Annotated in this window: 14 protein-coding genes; 8 read left to right on the plus strand and 6 right to left on the minus strand. The window is 44.2% G+C overall.

What is annotated here, in order from left to right:
* Positions 1-94 precede the first annotated feature (94 nt).
* The 5 genes from LZF95_RS25665 to LZF95_RS25685 all read right to left on the minus strand — a co-directional run bounded on the left by LZF95_RS25665 (position 95) and on the right by LZF95_RS25685 (position 6,468).
* On the minus strand, positions 95-268 hold the full coding sequence (locus LZF95_RS25665; RefSeq protein WP_233758325.1) for a hypothetical protein: 174 nt from the start codon (positions 266-268) through the stop codon (positions 95-97).
* Entirely contained in the window at positions 246-806 is a 561-nt protein-coding gene (locus LZF95_RS25670) for an RNA polymerase sigma factor (protein ID WP_233758326.1), read from the minus strand. The genes LZF95_RS25665 and LZF95_RS25670 overlap by 23 nt, the downstream gene beginning before the upstream one ends.
* A gap of 216 nt (positions 807-1,022) precedes the next feature.
* Positions 1,023-2,543: a RagB/SusD family nutrient uptake outer membrane protein gene (locus LZF95_RS25675; RefSeq protein ID WP_233758327.1), complete on the minus strand. Its 1,521-nt coding sequence runs from the start codon at positions 2,541-2,543 to the stop codon at positions 1,023-1,025.
* Positions 2,544-2,561: 18 nt separating this feature from the next.
* Complete coding sequence (locus LZF95_RS25680; protein WP_233758328.1) at positions 2,562-5,666, minus strand: TonB-dependent receptor; 3,105 nt, start codon at positions 5,664-5,666, stop codon at positions 2,562-2,564.
* Positions 5,667-5,976: 310 nt separating this feature from the next.
* Positions 5,977-6,468, minus strand: a complete 492-nt coding sequence (locus LZF95_RS25685; protein ID WP_233758329.1) for a DUF6702 family protein — start codon at positions 6,466-6,468, stop codon at positions 5,977-5,979.
* Positions 6,469-6,552: 84 nt separating this feature from the next.
* Between LZF95_RS25685 and LZF95_RS25690 the strand changes: the two genes are divergently transcribed.
* The 3 genes from LZF95_RS25690 to LZF95_RS25700 all read left to right on the plus strand — a co-directional run bounded on the left by LZF95_RS25690 (position 6,553) and on the right by LZF95_RS25700 (position 10,500).
* Positions 6,553-7,134: a HupE/UreJ family protein gene (locus LZF95_RS25690; RefSeq protein ID WP_233758330.1), complete on the plus strand. Its 582-nt coding sequence runs from the start codon at positions 6,553-6,555 to the stop codon at positions 7,132-7,134.
* A gap of 47 nt (positions 7,135-7,181) precedes the next feature.
* Complete coding sequence (locus LZF95_RS25695; protein ID WP_233758331.1) at positions 7,182-9,512, plus strand: M1 family metallopeptidase; 2,331 nt, start codon at positions 7,182-7,184, stop codon at positions 9,510-9,512.
* A gap of 208 nt (positions 9,513-9,720) precedes the next feature.
* Positions 9,721-10,500 carry an NIPSNAP family protein gene (locus tag LZF95_RS25700; protein ID WP_233758333.1) on the plus strand — a complete coding sequence of 260 codons (780 nt, stop codon included), beginning with the start codon at positions 9,721-9,723 and terminating at the stop codon, positions 10,498-10,500.
* Between the two features lie 126 nt (positions 10,501-10,626).
* On the opposite strand, the gene LZF95_RS25705 is transcribed toward LZF95_RS25700, so the two are convergent.
* Positions 10,627-11,751 carry an amidohydrolase gene (locus tag LZF95_RS25705; RefSeq protein WP_233758335.1) on the minus strand — a complete coding sequence of 375 codons (1,125 nt, stop codon included), beginning with the start codon at positions 11,749-11,751 and terminating at the stop codon, positions 10,627-10,629.
* Positions 11,752-11,894: 143 nt separating this feature from the next.
* Between LZF95_RS25705 and LZF95_RS25710 the strand changes: the two genes are divergently transcribed.
* The 5 genes from LZF95_RS25710 to LZF95_RS25730 all read left to right on the plus strand — a co-directional run bounded on the left by LZF95_RS25710 (position 11,895) and on the right by LZF95_RS25730 (position 18,451).
* On the plus strand, positions 11,895-12,071 hold the full coding sequence (locus tag LZF95_RS25710; RefSeq protein WP_233758337.1) for a hypothetical protein: 177 nt from the start codon (positions 11,895-11,897) through the stop codon (positions 12,069-12,071).
* A 4-nt stretch (positions 12,072-12,075) separates the two neighbouring features.
* Positions 12,076-12,705 (plus strand): pseudouridine synthase, encoded by a 630-nt coding sequence (locus tag LZF95_RS25715; protein ID WP_233758344.1) that lies wholly within the window; start codon positions 12,076-12,078, stop codon positions 12,703-12,705.
* A 371-nt stretch (positions 12,706-13,076) separates the two neighbouring features.
* On the plus strand, positions 13,077-14,048 hold the full coding sequence (locus LZF95_RS25720) for a MoxR family ATPase (protein WP_233758339.1): 972 nt from the start codon (positions 13,077-13,079) through the stop codon (positions 14,046-14,048).
* Between the two features lie 186 nt (positions 14,049-14,234).
* The gene (locus LZF95_RS25725; protein ID WP_233758341.1) at positions 14,235-15,464 is read left to right on the plus strand and encodes a hypothetical protein; all 1,230 of its coding nucleotides are present in this window, start codon (positions 14,235-14,237) and stop codon (positions 15,462-15,464) included.
* A gap of 110 nt (positions 15,465-15,574) precedes the next feature.
* Entirely contained in the window at positions 15,575-18,451 is a 2,877-nt protein-coding gene (locus LZF95_RS25730) for a TonB-dependent receptor (RefSeq protein WP_233758345.1), read from the plus strand.
* Positions 18,452-18,591: the final 140 nt, after the last annotated feature.

Consider the following 18,591-nt stretch of genomic DNA (forward strand, 5'->3'; position numbering starts at 1 on the left):
AAGTAACCTTGAAAAATTCAAGCAGGCCATGCGGCAAAAGCAAGCTGAGGTAATCCTTTTCTTCCAATTCTTTTTTTCAACAAAGAAAATCGATTCAGTCAATTCCCCCAACTTTTAGGACTGATCCTGAGGGAGGGGAAACTTGGTCAAGGCGCGCCTGCATGTCCTCCCAGTCTTCCTCAGAGAAAGGGATCTCAGCCGAGTCAGCTATTTTCCTCAGAGCTTCATCCAGCTCCTTGTCGCTCCTATCGTAGGATTTCTTTCTCATGGCTTCTGGGTTTTAACAGCTCTCTTATTTTTTCTCTTGCGCGGGAAAGATTGGATTTGGAGGTTCCGATACTGGTATCCATCATTCCTGCTATTTCTTCGTGGGTATATCCATCCAGAATATAGAGATTGAATACCGTGCGATAAGCTGTGGGCAATCTCTGGATCAATCTGACCAATTCATTGTACTGCATGTCATCCAAAGCGCTTGGCTGGGCATCCTCTGATTCGGGAATAAATTCGAGACCTGTTTCATGAGATTGCTTTTGATGTTTTTTGTAATAATTGATACAGAGATTTACCAACACTTTTCTAAACCATGGTTTGAAGGGTTGATCGGGGTTGTATTTTTTAGGGTCGGCAAACAGCACCATGAATCCGTCATGCAGAACTTCCTTCGCCCCTTCACGATTGGAGGTATATCTAAGGCATATACTCATCCCATAACTGTAATAGAGTCTATACAGTACCTCTTGGTCTTTACGGTTTTTCTCCACCAGACCTTGCCAGATTTTTTTGTCCAGAATTTCAGATTTCACATTCCCAAGCTTGCTTTAGCCCATACAAGAGACATCTAAAATTGGTTGCGTGGGTAATTAAAAATAAGTAAAGTTTTCCCCTTTTTGTGTTTTTAGTGAAAACCTCGATTGGTGAGCCAGTCGAACTACAGTGCTTATGGTTATAGTGGTCTTTCAATAAAAACAGCCGGGTTTCCCCGGCTATTCAGATTATAGGTTAGAATTATATTTTAATTTTTAATACCCTGGATTCTGATCCGCATTGCTTAACGCCGAATTATTATCCAGTTCCACAGTAGGGATAGGAAGCAGGTCATTTCTGGACTGGTAACCGAAAATAGGTTCACCTTCCAAAAAGCCCAATCGTCTCCATCTACGGATATCCCGGTTTCTCACCTGTTCTCCTGGCATTTCTACCCTTCTTTCATGCTGGATGGCGATTCTTGTCTGTTCCTTGGTACCAGTAGGGTATTGCGCGGTCGGGTATTCCGGCATTTTTACATCCGCCCTGTTTCTTGTCATATTGAGGTAAGGCAATGCAGCTGCAGGGCCCGTGAGTTCATTTTCTACCTCTGCCATCATCAGCAATACATCTGCATATCGTATAGCCCGGAAATTGATGCCGGATTGCGTGTTTTCATTTGCTCTCTTGTAGATCGTCTGGTATTTCCTCCAGCTAGGCTTGCTGAAATCACCCTGTACGGTAGATTCGTCCAATACACTTGCCCCTCCATTGAAGGTGTCGCCTAGGCGGTAGAAATTGTAGCTCATCCGCGGATCTTCTTTTGGAGCTCCATTGGACGGTTTTTCAAATTCAGCCACCAGTGCCGTGTTTGGAATCAGGTTTCTCCAGGCATTAGGCCCATACTCTTGCCCCCTGAAGGTAACCTCAGCTATCCCTGTGCCATCAGCATTCCACCCACCCTCGTTACCAAAGGATTCAGAAAACTGGATTTCCCAAATTGATTCAGAATTGTTTTCATTTTCCTCCTCAAAATTATCCAGATATCGGTCAGTCAATGAATATACATTTGAATTGATAATCTCTGTCAGGAATGGTTTTGCCCCTGCAAAATCACCTTGGAATAGCAAAAGCTTGGCAGCCACTGCCTGAGCCGCACCCTTGCTTGCCCTTCCCACATCAGTGCCTGAATAGGTGGAGCTAAGCGGGAGCCGTGAGATCGCCTCATTTAGATCACTCAATGATTGTGCATAGGATTGTTCTTGGGTAGCTCGCGGAAGTCCTTCTGGTGAGGTGGCAGAAGTCACCATCAATGGAACGCCTCCCCATAAAGTAGATAACTCATAGTACGCTAGACCTCTTAAGAAATAAGCCTCCCCTACAATCCTCGACCGTAGTGCATCAGTAATGTTTTCCGTTGCATTATCTGCGTTTTCTATGACTAGGTTGGCGCGGTGGATCAAACGATACCACCCTCTCCAATTTGCTTCTATCAGAGGATTGGAGCCATCAAAACCGTGGTTGAGTACTTGTGCTCGCTGAGCTTCAAGCTGTGCGCCCCCGCTTTCCACATCGTCGGATAATAGATCGTGAAGAAAGAAATACTCTCTGTTATATAAATTATTCCCCTGAAGTGTGGCATATACAGCATTCACTGCCGCTACAAGTTGAGGGCCTGTACGGTAAAATGTCTCCGTTCCCAATTGATTGGGATTAACCGGATTTAATACCTCCTCATCACAGGCTATCATACCAACAGACATGATAATTGCCAAAAGTGTGGATCTTGTTTTCATGATTTTTCCTTTTTTAAATTAAAATGCAAGTTGAATTCCTCCCATGATCGTACGCGCTGCCGGAAACTGCCCATAATCAATCCCAGAGCCCAGCGATGAATTGATGCCTGTTCTTACTCCGATTTCCGGATCATATCCAGTGTACTGAGTAAATGTCAGCAGATTTTGGGCTGATACATATACCCGAAGTTTTGAGATAGTCCCTTTGCTCCACGCCTGCAATACTGAATTTGGGATACTGTATCCCAAAGAGATGTTTTTCAAACGGAGATAAGAGCCATCCTCCACGAATCTGGAGCTTGCCCTAGCATTTCTGTTTGGATCGCCGGAAACCGCACGCGGTACATCGGTGTTGGTATTGCTAGGTGTCCATCGGTCAAGAACCACATCACTCGCACCAAACAGACGAGTCATACCCTCAGTATGGAAGCGAAGATTGTTGAAAATTTCGTTCCCGGAGACTCCCTGCCAGAACATGGTAAAGTCAAATCCCTTATAGGAAGCATTCACATTCAATCCATAGGTGAAGTCTGGTAGATAGTGGCCTAAGTTCACTCTATCGTTTGCATCGATGACTCCGTCGTTATTGATGTCTCTAAACCGGATGTCCCCTGCGGCTGTATGGATAGTAGGGTCATACTCACCAAGATCATCCGGCAGGTTTTGTCTTGGGGCAGATTGTGCCTCTTCATTACTCTGGAATATACCGTCCGCTATCCATCCATAGAAGTAGGCAATAGGCTGGCCTTCTTCCGTAAGGGTCATTGCATCCCCTTGGAAATCCGGGCCAAAGATGGTGTTTCCGGTTCCCAGGGAAGTCAATTCGTTGGTTACAAATCCCATGTTACCGTTGATCCCCATTTGAAAATCGCCTTTACGTAAATCGTACCCGGCTGTTATCTCAAAACCGGTATTTTTCACTGTTCCTACGTTGGCTACCGGCGCACCATCATATCCCAATGACGGTGGGATAGGCACTCCGAGAATCATGCCTTCTGTGGTGTTCTCATAAAATTCCAAGGATAAATTGAACTGGTCATTGAATAGACCTAAATCCAAACCGAGGTTTTTCATGATCGTGGTTTCCCATTTCAGATCTGCATTGGCAAGTGCCGAAATCGTACTTCCTGTAAGCAGATTATCGTCAAAATTGTAAAACAAGTTGGAGTTGATCGTGGCCTGATAAACATAGTCGCCTATTCTGTCATTTCCGGTCTCACCATAACTGGCACGGAGTTTAAGATCACTTACAGCCGCCAGGCTTTTCATAAATCCCTCCTCGCTTATTCTCCATCCTAAGGATACGGAAGGGAATGTACCCCATTTGTTTTCAGGACCAAATCTTGATCCTCCATCTCTCCTGATGCTTGCACTTACCAGGTATTTCTGTGCATAATCATAATTAACCCTTCCTACATAAGATATTAACGCATATTCTGTTCTGGTGCTGTTAGTCGTCTGGTTTTCAACACCTTGCAGTTCTCTTACATCATTGGTCAGCGAGTTTTGTCCTTGTCCATTTAGACTGGTAAATGTGGAGGTCTGTCTTTCGATCACTCCCAAAAGATCAATGTGGTGGTTGCCAAAATCTTTCTCATAGGTCAGCTGGTTACTGAAAAGCGGGGACACAAAATTTGTCTTGGTCTTGGAAATTGTCGCAAATGGCTGGACACTAAAGTCACCTGCGTCGAAACTTGGGGCGTATTGGAAATTATCTCCCATTCCCACATCCAAACCCACGAGAAACTTGTAGTCTAGTCCTTTTAGGATATTAACACTTACATAAGCTGAGCCTAGAATTTTGTATTCCTGACTGTTGTTTTCCCTCAGTTCGGCATTTAATACCGGATTCTCAGGATCTGAACCATCCACTCTATCGGAGGCCCTGAATCCACCTGGGCGAGAGGCATCTCTTACTGGGATGTATGGAACGGCTTTTACAATATGCTCCAGCTGACTCCTACCCCCGGAAAAAGGCTCAATATTTCTATTGGAGTAGGCGATAGTAAGAGTCTGACCTATTTTCACCCTGTTGTTGACTTTGTATTCAGTATTCGAACGCAAAGATACCCGCTCGAAATCCGTGCCTCTCATGATGCCTTCCTGAGCGAAATAGCCTAGGGAAAAATTGTAGAGAACATTATCGGTACCTCCGGATATTCCCAGGTTATAGTCCTGGATAGGGGCGGTACGGAACATCTCGTCTTGATAATCAATATCATTGTTGGCAAATTCTCCCAGATTGTCAAAGCGTGCAGGGGCATCATCACCCGCATTCCCCAATAACTCCCTACCAAAGGCGATATATTGATCTCTATTGAGTAGATCTAGGGTTTTCCAGGCTTGCTGAGATCCATAATAGGCATCCATGGTCACTAGCGGCTTTCCTTTTTTACCTTTTTTGGTAGTCACCAGGATCACGCCGTTTGCTCCTCTAGAGCCATAAATGGCAGCTGTAGAAGCATCTTTAAGCACCTCTATAGATTCTATATCCGCAGGATTGATCTCATTTAATCCTCCTGCCGGCATCCCGTCGATCACATACAGGGGATCATTGTTTCCCACAGTACCTATACCCCTGATCCTAACGATAGGATTGGTACCGGGTGAGCCGGTATTGGTTACGTTGACTCCAGCTGCCCTGCCTTGTATAGCTGAGGCTAAGCTGGCTACAGGTAATGCGCGGATTTCTTCGGATCCTACTGAGGAGATGGCACCGGTGACCTTGGCCCGTTCTTGGGTACCATAGCCTACCACCACTACTTCAGAAAGTGAAGACAGATCCTCTTCCAGGGTTACATCCAACTCACTGGCATTGCCTACCATGACCTCTTTGGAGGAGTAGCCAATAAATGAGAAAACCAAGATGGATTCGTCGGAGGGGACAGTTAGGCTAAAGTTGCCGTCAATATCTGAGGCCGTACCGATGGTGGTACCTTTAACCAGGACATTCACACCGGGCATAGTCTCGCCGGTTGAAGATTTGATCACGCCGCTCACATTTCTGCTTTGGGCGTAGGAGCTTCCTGCTACAAAAATCAGCAGGACAAGTGTCAGCACCGAGCCGTGAAAATATTTCCACGGAAATAGTGCCCGAGATTTTGGGTAAATCAGGTTACACATAAGTTTTAGTAAATTTTTAACAGGTTCGTTTAACCTGTCAGGTTTGAGATGGGTAAATTGTAAAAATTCTGAAAATCAGAATCTGACTATGAATGTAGAAATAATATTGAAATCTTAATAGGATTCTGATAAATTATTTAGGTACCATATAAAAATCTGTAAACCATCTGTTTATGATAATATTTCATTTTTTTTAAGTTATAGTTTCAACTTAATCTAAATTCTTAGGAAAAACGTAGGCTATCTATGAAATATTGAAAAATCAAGGTGGAACATGTCTCTATATTTTGCTCTGAGTCCCGCGGAAATTCTAAAAATCAAGAAGTCCTGTGTCAGAATCCCTGCTTAGTATGATGCTCTTAGGCCTCCCTTCTTGTGAAAAAAACTGCACCACATTCTTCTGATCTGAAAAGTCATCAGTCAACACCGCGTTTTGAACTTTGATGGATGTTGTCTCCTGCACTTTCTCTGATTCCAGATAAAACCATGCGGCATCCTCCTCTATCTCATAGCCAAGGAAATCCATAGAGATGATTTCCCCCCTAACCCAGATTTTTGTTTTCTCTTTTAAATAGTTTTCAATCTGCTTATTGAGCTTTTCTTGCTTCACGGGATTCAAGAAGTCAATGGGGGTTTCATGGAAAGCACTTAGCGCAATTTCCAGATCATCCCAGAAGATCTTCTGCGAGATTTCCAGCCGTTCAGAGGTTCTATTATACTTAATCTCAGTCAAACTAAGGTGGAAGGGATGTGCGAATACCAACCATCCCAGGTTGAGCATTAATATGTAATACTGTTGCATTTGGTGTTATACGGACTGTCTTTTCTCCTAATTAAAACGTATTATTGCGCAATTTACTTCCTTTAGGAGTAATCCACCCTTTCTATGAACTCATTTCAATTATATTTCCGTCTAGGTCTGCAGCATATCCTCGATATCAACGGCTATGACCATATTTTATTTGTCCTTGCGCTTTGCGCGGTATTTATCCCTCGGGATTGGCGGAAAGTTGTTATTTTAGTAACTGCCTTCACCATAGGGCACTCGGTTACATTAGCTCTGGCCACCTTCAAAGTTGTCAACATAAACTCTGATTTAATAGAATTTCTGATTCCGGTTACAATAGCGATCACGGCATTTATTACCATACTCCGACCAAAGCCTTCCTCAGGTAAAGGTATTTCTATCAACTATATCTTCGCACTTATCTTTGGGTTAATCCATGGACTGGGATTTTCCAATTACCTAAGGAGCCTTTTGGGCAAAGAGGCGAGTATCTGGCAACCACTGCTGGCATTTAATCTAGGCCTTGAAGTTGGTCAATTGGTGATAGTCGCAGTGTTCTTATTGCTTACCTCCATATTGGTAGGTCTAGCAGGGGTGAGTAGGAAGGAGTGGACATTGGTAGTCGCATCCATGGTCTTCGGTGTTGCACTGATGCTGATGTTGGAGACGAAATTTTGGTAGAAAATAGAGTAAGCCTAACTATAGATTAGAGAATTAAACAACCTGATATGAAAAAACTACTAGCACTTGCGGCATTGGCAGTCACAGGGATTTTTCCTGCTTTTGCGCAACACTCAGAGCAAAATCATGCGGAGCGTTTTGAGCAGCTCGGCCCCATGCTCCGTTCCCCAAACGTATATAGAACTGCCTCTGGCGCACCTGGCCATATGTATTGGCAGCAGCAGGCTAACTATGTGATCAATGTAGAGCTTGATGACACCAACCAATCCATCAAGGGATCTGAGAAAGTTACTTATATCAACAACTCTCCTGATCAGCTGACATACCTCTGGATTCAACTGGAGGAAAACCAAAGAGGGGAGGATTCAGATACTCCAAAGGCAGCCGAAAGCTCCATCGGTTCCAGGATGACCCTACGAAACCTTGAAGGTCTAATCTGGGCCAATGAAGATTTTGGCTATAAAGTCCTTGAAGTGAAAGACGCCAAAGGAAATCCTCTTCCGGTGACCGTGAATAAGACTATGATGCGTATTGATCTTCCTACACCATTGAAAGCTGGGGATAGTTTTACTTTTGGCGTGGACTGGACCTTTAACATCACCAATAGGGTTGGTTACATAGGAGGACGTCCAGGCTATGAATATTTCGAGGGAGATGACAATTACCTCTACACTATGGCGGAGTGGTTTCCTAGAATGGCCGTTTATTCCGATTTTGAAGGCTGGCAAAACAAGCAGTTTATGGGTTCCGGTGAATTTGCTTTGGTATTTGGCAACTATGAAGTGAATATCACGGTGCCGGCAGACCATATGGTCGGCGCCACAGGTGAACTTCAGAATGCCAGCCAGGTGCTATCCGCTACGGAATTGAACAGATGGAACACTGCCAAGAAAACGTACGATGCCCCAGTAGTGATCCGTACCCAGGACGAAGCGATTGAATTAGAAAAAGGCAAATCCACGGCTAAAAAAACTTGGAAGTTTAAGGCGCAAAATGTGCGGGATTTTGCTTGGACATCTTCACGTAAATTCATCTGGGACGCTATGGCCGTGAAGCAAGGCAGTAAAGATGTAATGGCTATGTCATACTATGCCAAGGAGGCAAATCCACTCTATGGTCAATACTCTACCCGGGTAGTCGCACACACGATCAAATCCTATTCTTCTCATACCTTTGACTATCCTTACCCCACTGCCATCTCTGTAGAAGCGGCCAATGGCATGGAGTACCCTATGATCTGCTTTAACTACGGACGGCCTGATCCTGACGGGACGTATTCTGAAGCAATCAAAAACGGAATGATCGGAGTAATTATCCACGAAGTAGGACACAACTTTTTCCCTATGATTGTGAATTCCGACGAAAGACAGTGGACTTGGATGGATGAGGGTTTAAATACCTTCATGCAGTTCATGGCCGAACAAGAATGGGACCGCAACTTCCCTTCTCGCCGTGGCCCAGCCCATAAGATCGTACCTTATATGAGGAGTGCCAAAAACACATTGGAGCCTATCATGACCAACTCGGAGAATATTATCCAGTTCGGACCTAATGCTTACGCTAAACCGGCTACCGCATTGAACATCCTCCGCGAGACTGTCATGGGAAGGGAATTGTTTGATTTCGCGTTCAAAGAGTATTCCCGTCGATGGATGTTCAAACACCCGACTCCGGATGACTTTTTCCGTACCATGGAAGACGCCTCGGCAGTGGATTTAGACTGGTTCTGGAGAGGATGGTTCTATGGCACTGACCCTGTGGACATTGCTATCGAAAATGTCTCGCTTTACAAGATGGATAATCGTACACCTTCTGAAAAGATGGCGGACATGAAGGCAGAGGCTGAGCGGGAAGAGGATTATGTATCCAAAGAGTTTAACAGAAATGACGTCAAAGAAACGGTCATTGAGGCAGATCCTGAAACGCATGATTTCTACACCAGCTATAATCCGTTCACGGTAACCCCTGCAGATGAGGAAAGCTATAAGCAGTTTATGGCAAGCCTTTCCCCAAAGGAAAAGGAGTTGATGGAAAGTGATTTAAATTTCTATGAAATTACTTTCAAGAATGTTGGTGGCTTGGTTATGCCGATCATTTTAGAATTCCAATATGCTGATGGCACATCAGAAATCGATCGTATCCCGGTGGAAATATGGAGGAAAAATGAGTCCCAGGTCACGAAAGTATTCGTGAAAGAAAAGGAAGTCACCCAGATCGTCCTGGATCCTAATAGAGAAACAGCAGATATCGACGAATCCAGTAACTACTGGCCTAGACAGTATCAGCCGACTAGATTCGAATTGTTCAAAGGGTCCGGTGCAGCCCGAGGCACCTCTACAGGTAGCAATCCAATGAAAAAAGCACAGACTAACCAATAGTAAAAAAGCCGGCGCAAGTCGGCTTTTCTAGTTAATTAACCACAGGGGCTACAGCTGTTTTTACTGAGTTCAAGTCCGTACTTGGTGAGAGAGAATTACCCATTCCTTTCTAATCCACGAACGGTTTTTATCCTTGCCCCCTAAGCAGTACTTTAGTCGATGGAATACACGCTATTCCAAACAATTAAACCTAAAACCTAACCTTAAAATGAAAGTAAAAAAACTGATTTCCCTTGGTGCCATAGCCTTGTGTTTTTTAATGGGTACAAATCTCATGGCCCAAAAGAGAGATTTCTATGAATTGAGAACCTATCATATAGAAAATGCTGAACAGGAGGCCATACTGGATGACTACCTGGCCAATGCTTTTATCCCCGCCGCTCATAAACATGGTATAGCAAAAGTCGGGGTCTTCAAACCTATAGACTCCCAGCCCAATGCAGGAAAAGCGGTCTATCTTTTCCTCCCATTCAAGTCACTCGATCAATATGTGGACTTGGAAGCCAAACTGGCAAAAGACCAAGCTTATCAGACGGCAGGAGATGCTTATATCAATGCTTCACATACCAAGCCTCCCTACAAACGGATCGAAACCTCCTTACTTCAGGCAATGAGCGGACAGCCAAAGTTTGCGGAATCGAAATTGACCAATGCCAAAAAGGACAGGGTGTACGAACTGAGAAGCTATGAAGCAGCAACAGAGCGCCTTTATAAGCAGAAAGTGAAAATGTTCAATTCTGGGGAAATGGATATTTTCGAAAAGTTGAACTGCAGTCCGATCTTCTACGGAGAGACTATTGCCGGAGCCAATATGCCTAATCTGGTGTATATGACCACGCACGAAAATATGGAAATCAGAAATGAACATTGGAAGCAATTCGGGGCAGATCCTGACTGGGCTGGAATGAAAGATCTTCCAGAATACGCCAACACAGTTTCCCGGAATGACACCAAGTTGCTTTACCCGACGGAATATTCAGATTTGTAACTCTTTCAAAAGCCGGCGTAAGTCGGCTTTTTGTTTTTAACCACAGAGCACAGCGTATTACGCAGAGGACGCGTTAGTTTCTTCATTGTCTGGTTAACCAGAAGCCGGGCTTGGTTTTTTAATCTTTCACCCGTTGACTTTTCTGACAATCCCCTCGAAAATTTTAACCCCGGTCCCAATCAGTTCATCAGGAAAATCATAAGTAGGTTCGTGAAGCTGGGGACTCTTTTCTCCTGCGCCTAATCCAAAAAGATAAGAGGGACAGCTTTGGCTGAACAATCCGAAGTCCTCCGACCAACGGAAAGGTTCGGGCTTTTCAATGAGATCTATATTCATGGCTCCCATTGTATTTTCTACTATTTCAGCTGCGATGGGATCATTGAAGGAAACTGCAAATGATTCCACAAAACGGAGCTCACATCCAAGATTTTCTGCCGAAGCGATTCTTTTGGTTTCCTCAGTGATGGTTTCGATGAGTTTCTCCAGATCTCCCTGATCAAATGCCCGAATGGTCAGACTCAGACTTCCTTTTCCGGCGCTTGTCCCAAAAGCCAGACTCCCAATTTCTGCATGGATAACCGTCACCAAGGCGAAAGTTTGCAGGTTTTCAGTAAGCTTTGGAAGTGTTTGGATCAATTTCGCAATAGCGTGGGCCGGGTTGATTCCAGCATCCGGATGGGCCGCATGGGAAGTTTTCCCTGTCAGCGAGATCGTAAGACCGGTACTTCCCGCAGCAAAGGTGCCTTTTCGGATAACTGCCCGATGCAAGGGAAATCCGGGTAGATTATGTAGGGCAAAAGCAAAATCAGGTGTGACCTGCCGGAATTTAGGATCCTCCAAAATCCACCGTGCCCCCTCTCCGGTTTCTTCGGCCGGCTGAAATAAGAGCACTACTTCACCGCTTTTAGGTCTTTGGGAAGCTAGTTTTTCTCCAAGGCCACAGATAATTGCCATGTGGCCGTCGTGTCCGCAGAGATGGGCTTTGCCTTCAGTCCGGCTTTTGTACTTAGCCTTACCTGTTTCCTGGATGGGAAGAGCATCCAGCTCCGCTCTGAACAGGCTTCTTTTCCCCGGTTCTTCCCCTTTAAAAACAAATGCAAGCCCATATCCTCCTACCCTTTGTAAAGTTTTGTCTGGTCTGAGAGGTTCGAAAAAAGCCATAATTTCTTTGGCTGTGTTGGCTTCTTCACCTGCCAGTTCAGGATTTTGATGTAGAAGTCGGCGCAATTTTACTAGTTCTGAAGCAGGCATTTATTTTAATTTTATTCTGGAAGGTAAGTTTCTGAAGTCCAATTGGAATCATTTTTGAGGAAAAAAATGAAATCATGGTCAGGAACTTTTCAGGATCGTTGACTATTTTAGGATATCAATTCAACCCTTGAACTATAACTTTTATGAGCGAAGCACAAATTCAAAACTACAACGAGCAAATCCAAACTCTGGAAGCACAAATCACTGGAGATATGTTTGCGGACATGGAAATCAGGGATAAAATCCATAACCTGAAGATGGAACGTGACGGGGTAAAGCCTACCGATTCCAGCATTGACTGTGTCGGCTGCGGAAGTTAAGAAACTGACCGTGGCAAGATACTTTATCATTTATAAGCCTTTCGGGGTTTTAAGTCAATTTTCAGGAGAGGGGCAGACGCTTGCCTCTCTTTTTGATTTTCCAAAGGAGGTCTATCCAGTAGGAAGACTGGACAAGGACTCTGAGGGCCTTCTGATAATCACCGATGACAAATCACTTAACCATCATTTGTTGAATCCCAGATTTGGGCACCAGCGGACATATTATGCCCAGGTAGAAGGGCGCCCCGAAGCAGCTTCTTTGAAAGGGCTGATGAAGGGGGTGGTCATCAACGTGGATGGACTGGACTATAAAACCAAGCCAGCAATTGCAAAAGTTCTGGATCCTGCCCCTTCGCTTCCTGACCGCGATCCCCCGATACGATACAGGGCTTCTATTCCGGATACCTGGGTTTCATTGACCCTGATCGAAGGAAAAAACCGACAGGTGCGGAAGATGACAGCGGCTATAGGCCACCCTACCCTTCGACTGGTACGTTGGTCTATGGAGAAGCTGACAATCAGTGACTTTAAAGTAGGAGAAGTGCAGGAGATAGATGAGCAAACCATATATCACAGGCTTGGCTTGACTGGCTTTAAGAAGACTGGGGGAAGAGCAAGTAAATCTGGACGCTGATTACCTCTACGCTTTTATGGCTCCTTTTGAATTTTAACGTGGGTAAAATGACGGATGGCTTAAAAAGAGTTGTTAATAATCTTTAGTATGTAAAGGATAATTTTCTCAGCGACATCCTTTGCGATTTTTGCGGCTTTGCGGTAAATAAAAATTCCACTCAGAGTATAGGGAACTTCCTTAAATATATTGAACAAATTCCCCTTTACAGTATGTAGGTATCAGAATTGCTGCCTTGAAAAGAAACACCTTCTTAAAATATCCTAAATTCCCTTTCTTGGCTATGCATTACCGCTTCTAAGATTTAAGATTGTCCTTTGGGACAAAAAGCTCTATTTTAGTCTCCGGTAAACAGTACTCAAAGATTCAATTCCATGCATCAGGAAAAAATAGCAGACGTAATACAGGAAGTAAGAAAAATAGTAGTTGGCCAGGACCGTATGGTCAACCGATTGTTAATCGGACTTTTTACTAATGGACACATTCTTTTGGAAGGGGTACCGGGGTTGGCAAAGACCTTGACAGTGAACACCCTGGCCAAAGTGCTACACTTGGATTTCAACAGGATTCAGTTTACACCCGATCTGCTTCCTGCCGATCTGATCGGAACAATGATCTACAATCAGCAGGCGGCCAATTTCGAAGTGAAGAAGGGGCCGATCTTTTCCAATCTCATTCTTGCGGATGAAGTGAACCGGTCTCCCGCCAAAGTACAGTCGGCGCTGTTGGAAGCGATGCAGGAGAAACAGGTGACCATAGGTGAAACCACCTACCAGCTTGACCGTCCATTTTTGGTTTTAGCCACTCAAAACCCGGTAGATCAGGAAGGAACCTATCCTCTTCCTGAAGCACAGGTGGATAGATTTATGATGAAAGTGCATATAGATTATCCTAGCAAGGCCGACGAAATGGAAGTAATGCGGAGAATGGCCAATATGTCATTCAGCTCTGAGGTGAATGCCATGCTGTCCAAGCAGGACATCTTTGAGATCCGTGACCAGATCAATTACGTGAAAATGGCAGAGCCTCTAGAGCACTATATTATAGAACTGGTATTCGCCACCAGATTCCCCGCCCAGTATGGGTTAAAGGATGAGGCAAAGTACATTCAATTTGGTGTATCTCCACGGGCTAGTATCAATTTGAATCTCGCCTCCAAGGCAGTTGCGTTCATGGATGGCCGGGATTATGTATTGCCGGAAGACATCAAGGAAATAGCAGAAGATGTACTGAACCACCGGATCATTCTCAACTATGAGGCTGAGGCAGATGGGATTAATACAAGAGATCTTGTAAAAATCCTGATGGAGAAAGTTCCTATTAACAAATCGGTAACATTGAAATAACAGATAATTCAGTCACAGTAGGCTTTTCGGAAGAGAAGCCTTTTTTTATGCGTATTTTGTTATTCCAATATTAAATTCCGCTTTTTTTATTAAAAAAAGGATAATTCGGATAATTCTTTCGAGGTGAAAAATTGAGACAGATTTGCAACGTCAAATAAGGCAAATCCTAATCAATTATAAATCTCAATGAAAAAGTTCAACTCTCTATTAACCATGTTTGCTGCCCTAGCAATTGGTTTCACTAGCTGCGTAGATGGAAATGATCCTGATCCAGTGCCTACACCGGATGATGATGTTTTACGAGTGGATTCCAACATTACTTCCAATACTACTTGGGAAACAGGTAAGACTTATGTACTTGGTGGAAGAATCGCCGTAACCTCTGGAAACACACTAACTATTCAACCTGGCGTAATTGTTAAAGGAGAAGTTGGTTCAGGATCAAATGCCACAGCATTGATCATTGCCAGAGGAGCTAAAATCGATGCGCAGGGTACTGCTTCCTCCCCTATCATTTTCACTACTGTAGCTGATGAAATCACTCCAGGCCAGATTGCTTCTCCTAATTTGGAGTCGGATCTTTCGGGTCTTTGGGGCGGTTTGATTGTTCTAGGAAACGCCAAAGCTTCTCTTGCAGGTGATGTAACAGAAACCCAAATCGAAGGTATTCCCCCTTCCGATACAAATGGTCTTTACGGTGGGTCTGATGATGAGGATAATTCAGGTATCATCAAGTATATATCTATCCGTCATGGTGGTGCCAATATAGGCGAAGGAAACGAAATCAATGGCCTCACCTTGGGTGGTGTAGGTTCTGGTACCGTAATCGAGAACGTAGAGGTGATCGCCAACCAAGATGATGGTATCGAATGGTTTGGTGGGTCTGTGAACGTGAAAAACGCAATCGTATGGAATGCAGGTGATGACGGACTCGATACTGATCAGGCTTGGTCTGGGACTATGGACAATTTTATAGTAATCTGCGGCGGTGAAACTGATCACGCACTTGAAATAGATGGCCCTGAAGGATCCTTCAATGCAGGTCATACTTTGATAAACGGTACAGTACTAGGAAGTTCTGTCGCTGAGCTTGGCGACTTCCGTGATGGGGCAAGAGGTACTTTTGAAAACATTTACTTCACTGGGTTCCCAAATCCCGCAACAACCGATGGCAGGGGTGATTTCTCACTTAGCGGTGATAAGACCTTGGCAACATTCGCTGATGGTGCTTTGAAATTTGCAAATCTTGAAATCACTCTTGCTGAAGGCGTCACACTTGCTGATGTATTCAAAAACGGAACTGCTGCTCATGCGACAAGCGTCGCAGCCGGTGCAAATACGGTAGGTGCTGACAAGAGCGCTTTCGCCAGCTCTTGGTCTTGGGCTGCCGCAGCTGGAGCAATAGCTGATCTGTAATCATCACTCACTTTAACAGAAGGAAGGAAGGACTTGCAAGGTTACTTTCTTCCTTCTTTTTAAGTTTCCAACCTAATTGCTGTATGAAAAATCAATCTACCAATACATTTATGAAAGGACTTCTGGTTTTAGTTCTGCTGGTACTTTCACAGGTTTTTGCAGGCTTTGCCTTTGCCCAAAACGGTACTATTCGCGGTACTATATTTGAAGAAGCCACAGGAGAACCCTTGTACGGTGTCTCTGTCTTAGTCAAAGAAACCTCCACAGGGGCAGTTACTGACTTTGATGGCAAATATGAAATAAAAGTTGCGCCGGGGATATATACCCTTCAGGTTTCTTATATATCCTATTCCTCTATCAACCTAACCGAAGTGGAAGTGAAGGCCGGACAGGTCAATGTCATCAGTGATCTATTGATGACAGAAGAGGCCTCAGATTTGGAAACTGTAACTGTTTCTGCTTCGGCCATACGTACTACAGAGTCTGCATTGTTGTCAGTAAAACGAAATGCAGCCAATCTCATCGACGGAATCTCCGCAAGTACTTTCCGGCAGATCGGGGACGGGGATGCAGCATCTGCCATCAAGCGTGTGACGGGAGTATCCATAGAAGGTGGCAAATACATATTTGTAAGAGGATTGGGAGACAGATATACCAAAACAGTATTGAACGGAGTGGATATACCGGGACTTGATCCAGATAGAAATACCATACAGATGGACATCTTTCCCACCAATGTGATTGATAATATAATTGTTTCCAAATCCTTCACCGCTGACTTACCGGCAGATTTTACCGGAGGTGTTGTAGATATAGAGACCAAGGATTTTCCGGAGGAAAAAACCATGCGCCTGAGTCTCAGCGGAGGTATCAATCCATCTATGCACTTCAATTCCAACTACCTGAAATACGATGGTGGAAACACGGATTTTTTGGGATTTGATGACGGCACGAGAGCTATTCCCACAGACGGAAGAACAGACATACCGCAGTACGGAGATGCAGTAGGAAATCCCAATGGGACAAAAGGGCTTGAATACCAACAAATCTTGGGCAATTTCAACAAGACACTAGGCGGATATAGGTCAAACAGCCTTATGGATTTTGGGGTCAGCTTCTCATTGGGAAACCAGTTTGTCAAATCCAGAGGAACATGGGGATACAATTTCGCATTGACTTACAAAAACGAAACTGAATTCTATCAGGATGCGGAATATAATTTATACGCCAAGCCCCGTGAGGCAAATTTAACTGAGCTTGAGCCTCTCGAAAGACAGCGCGGTGACTTTGGGGTGAACAATGTTCTGCTAGGTGGACTTGCGGGTATTGCCTATAAAACAACAAATTCCAAATTCAAATTGAACCTGATGCACCTGCAAAATGGTGAATCCAAAGCCGGGCAATTTTATTTCATCAACACCAATTTGGGGGCAAATTTCGAAGCCTCTCAATATAACCTGGAGTATAGCCAAAGAGGATTGACTAGCATATTGCTTGCAGGAACCCATTTTTTAAAAGGCAATGAATGGGAAATCAACTGGAAAGTGGCTCCCACCAGATCCACGATAACCGACCCGGACATAAGGTTTACAAGATTCAGAGAACCAACCAATACCGTTTCCACCGAAGTTGGTCTTCCCGCCAGGATCTGGAGAGATCTGGAAGAATATAGCATAGTGGGAAAGGGTGATATTGTCAAAAACATCTCGCTTTTTTCCAGACAGGGCAAAGTGAAGTTTGGCGGTAATTATGTGTTCAAACAGCGGGACTTTACTATACAGAGTTTTCAGTTTGCCACAGGAAATACCCAGTTCACCGGAGATCCAAATGAGATCTTGTTGGATGAAAATCTATTCTCGGCAGAGAACAGAAATGGGGTGAGATATAATGCTGACTTTATTCCGATCAACCCAAATGCTTACAATTCTATAGCCACCAATATGGCCGGTTATGCGTCCCTTGAAGCAAATCCTGCGGATAAATTGAAGGCAATTGTGGGACTGAGAGTGGAAAAATTCAACCAATACTACACAGGTACTAATCAGACAGGTACAATTGATTACGACTTGGTGACGGTTTTGGACGACCTCGATTTCTTTCCTACGATCAACTTGATCTTCAACCTGAAGGAGAATCAAAACCTCCGTGCTTCCGCATCAAGGACTATTGCCAGACCTTCTTTCAAAGAGCTCTCTTATGCTGAGATTCTTGATCCTATTACAGGTAGGACGTTTATAGGAGGGCTTTATCCAGAAACCACCAATGGAGGGACTGAAGTTCTTTGGGATGGCAACCTGGTCTCTACCAGGGTAAACAACTTTGACCTGAGATGGGAAGCTTTTCAGGAGAAGGGTCAGATGCTGTCAGTAAGTGCATTCTACAAGACCTTTGAAAAACCGATAGAAATGGTTCAGTTCCTCGCCGATCCAGGTACATTCCAGCCACGAAACGTAGGAAATGGAACCGTGGCCGGGTTGGAATTTGAATTCAGAAAATCCTTGAAATTCATCGCTCCAGCGTTGGATAACTTCAGCTGGAACACCAATGTGACCCTCACAAAATCAGAGATCCAAATGTCTGAATCGGAATTTAGATCAAGAGAACTAAGCGCCAGGGAAGGGCAGGTAATCGATGATAAAAGAGATATGGCCGGGCAGGCTCCTTATCTGATCAATACAGGACTTAGCTACAATTCCTTCACCACAGGTTGGGAAGCAGGCGTTTTCTATAACGTGCAAGGATCATCCCTCCAATATGTAGGTTTCGGTAACCGAACTGATACTTACTCAGTACCATTCAACAGCCTGAATTTGAACATCAACAAATCTTTTGGCGCTGATGAGCGTATCCAGGCTGGATTCGGAGTGCAAAATATACTGAATGCCAAAAGAGAGTATGTCTTTAGATCTTACGAAGCACAGGATCAGATATTCAGCAGTCTTTCGCCAGGGACGAGGGTCAATTTCAAAGTTTCATTCGCTTTTTAAAAAAAGCACCTATGAGGCTGTCTCAAAAGTAGCTAGTTTAAAAGGCTAGTCGATTTCTCGGCTAGCCTTTCCTGTTTTAACTCAAAACATGTATTTTGAGGTGTGCAAAAACAAGACTTAAATGTAGCCTTTAAGGACTA

The organism is Algoriphagus sp. AGSA1, from assembly GCF_021390545.1.
GTDB lineage: Bacteria > Bacteroidota > Bacteroidia > Cytophagales > Cyclobacteriaceae > Algoriphagus.

Excerpts from the sequence above, each read along its gene's own strand:
- LZF95_RS25720 (WP_233758339.1), top strand. The coding sequence starts at position 13,077 with ATGCATCAGGAAAAAATAGCAGACGTAATACAGGAAGTAAGAAAAATA.
- LZF95_RS25695 (WP_233758331.1), top strand. The coding sequence starts at position 7,182 with ATGAAAAAACTACTAGCACTTGCGGCATTGGCAGTCACAGGGATTTTT.
- LZF95_RS25730 (WP_233758345.1), top strand. The coding sequence starts at position 15,575 with ATGAAAGGACTTCTGGTTTTAGTTCTGCTGGTACTTTCACAGGTTTTT.
- LZF95_RS25690 (WP_233758330.1), top strand. The coding sequence starts at position 6,553 with ATGAACTCATTTCAATTATATTTCCGTCTAGGTCTGCAGCATATCCTC.
- LZF95_RS25710 (WP_233758337.1), top strand. The coding sequence starts at position 11,895 with ATGAGCGAAGCACAAATTCAAAACTACAACGAGCAAATCCAAACTCTG.
- LZF95_RS25665 (WP_233758325.1), bottom strand. The coding sequence starts at position 268 with ATGAGAAAGAAATCCTACGATAGGAGCGACAAGGAGCTGGATGAAGCT.
- LZF95_RS25685 (WP_233758329.1), bottom strand. The coding sequence starts at position 6,468 with ATGCAACAGTATTACATATTAATGCTCAACCTGGGATGGTTGGTATTC.
- LZF95_RS25705 (WP_233758335.1), bottom strand. The coding sequence starts at position 11,751 with ATGCCTGCTTCAGAACTAGTAAAATTGCGCCGACTTCTACATCAAAAT.
- LZF95_RS25725 (WP_233758341.1), top strand. The coding sequence starts at position 14,235 with ATGAAAAAGTTCAACTCTCTATTAACCATGTTTGCTGCCCTAGCAATT.
- LZF95_RS25675 (WP_233758327.1), bottom strand. The coding sequence starts at position 2,543 with ATGAAAACAAGATCCACACTTTTGGCAATTATCATGTCTGTTGGTATG.
- LZF95_RS25680 (WP_233758328.1), bottom strand. The coding sequence starts at position 5,666 with ATGTGTAACCTGATTTACCCAAAATCTCGGGCACTATTTCCGTGGAAA.
- LZF95_RS25700 (WP_233758333.1), top strand. The coding sequence starts at position 9,721 with ATGAAAGTAAAAAAACTGATTTCCCTTGGTGCCATAGCCTTGTGTTTT.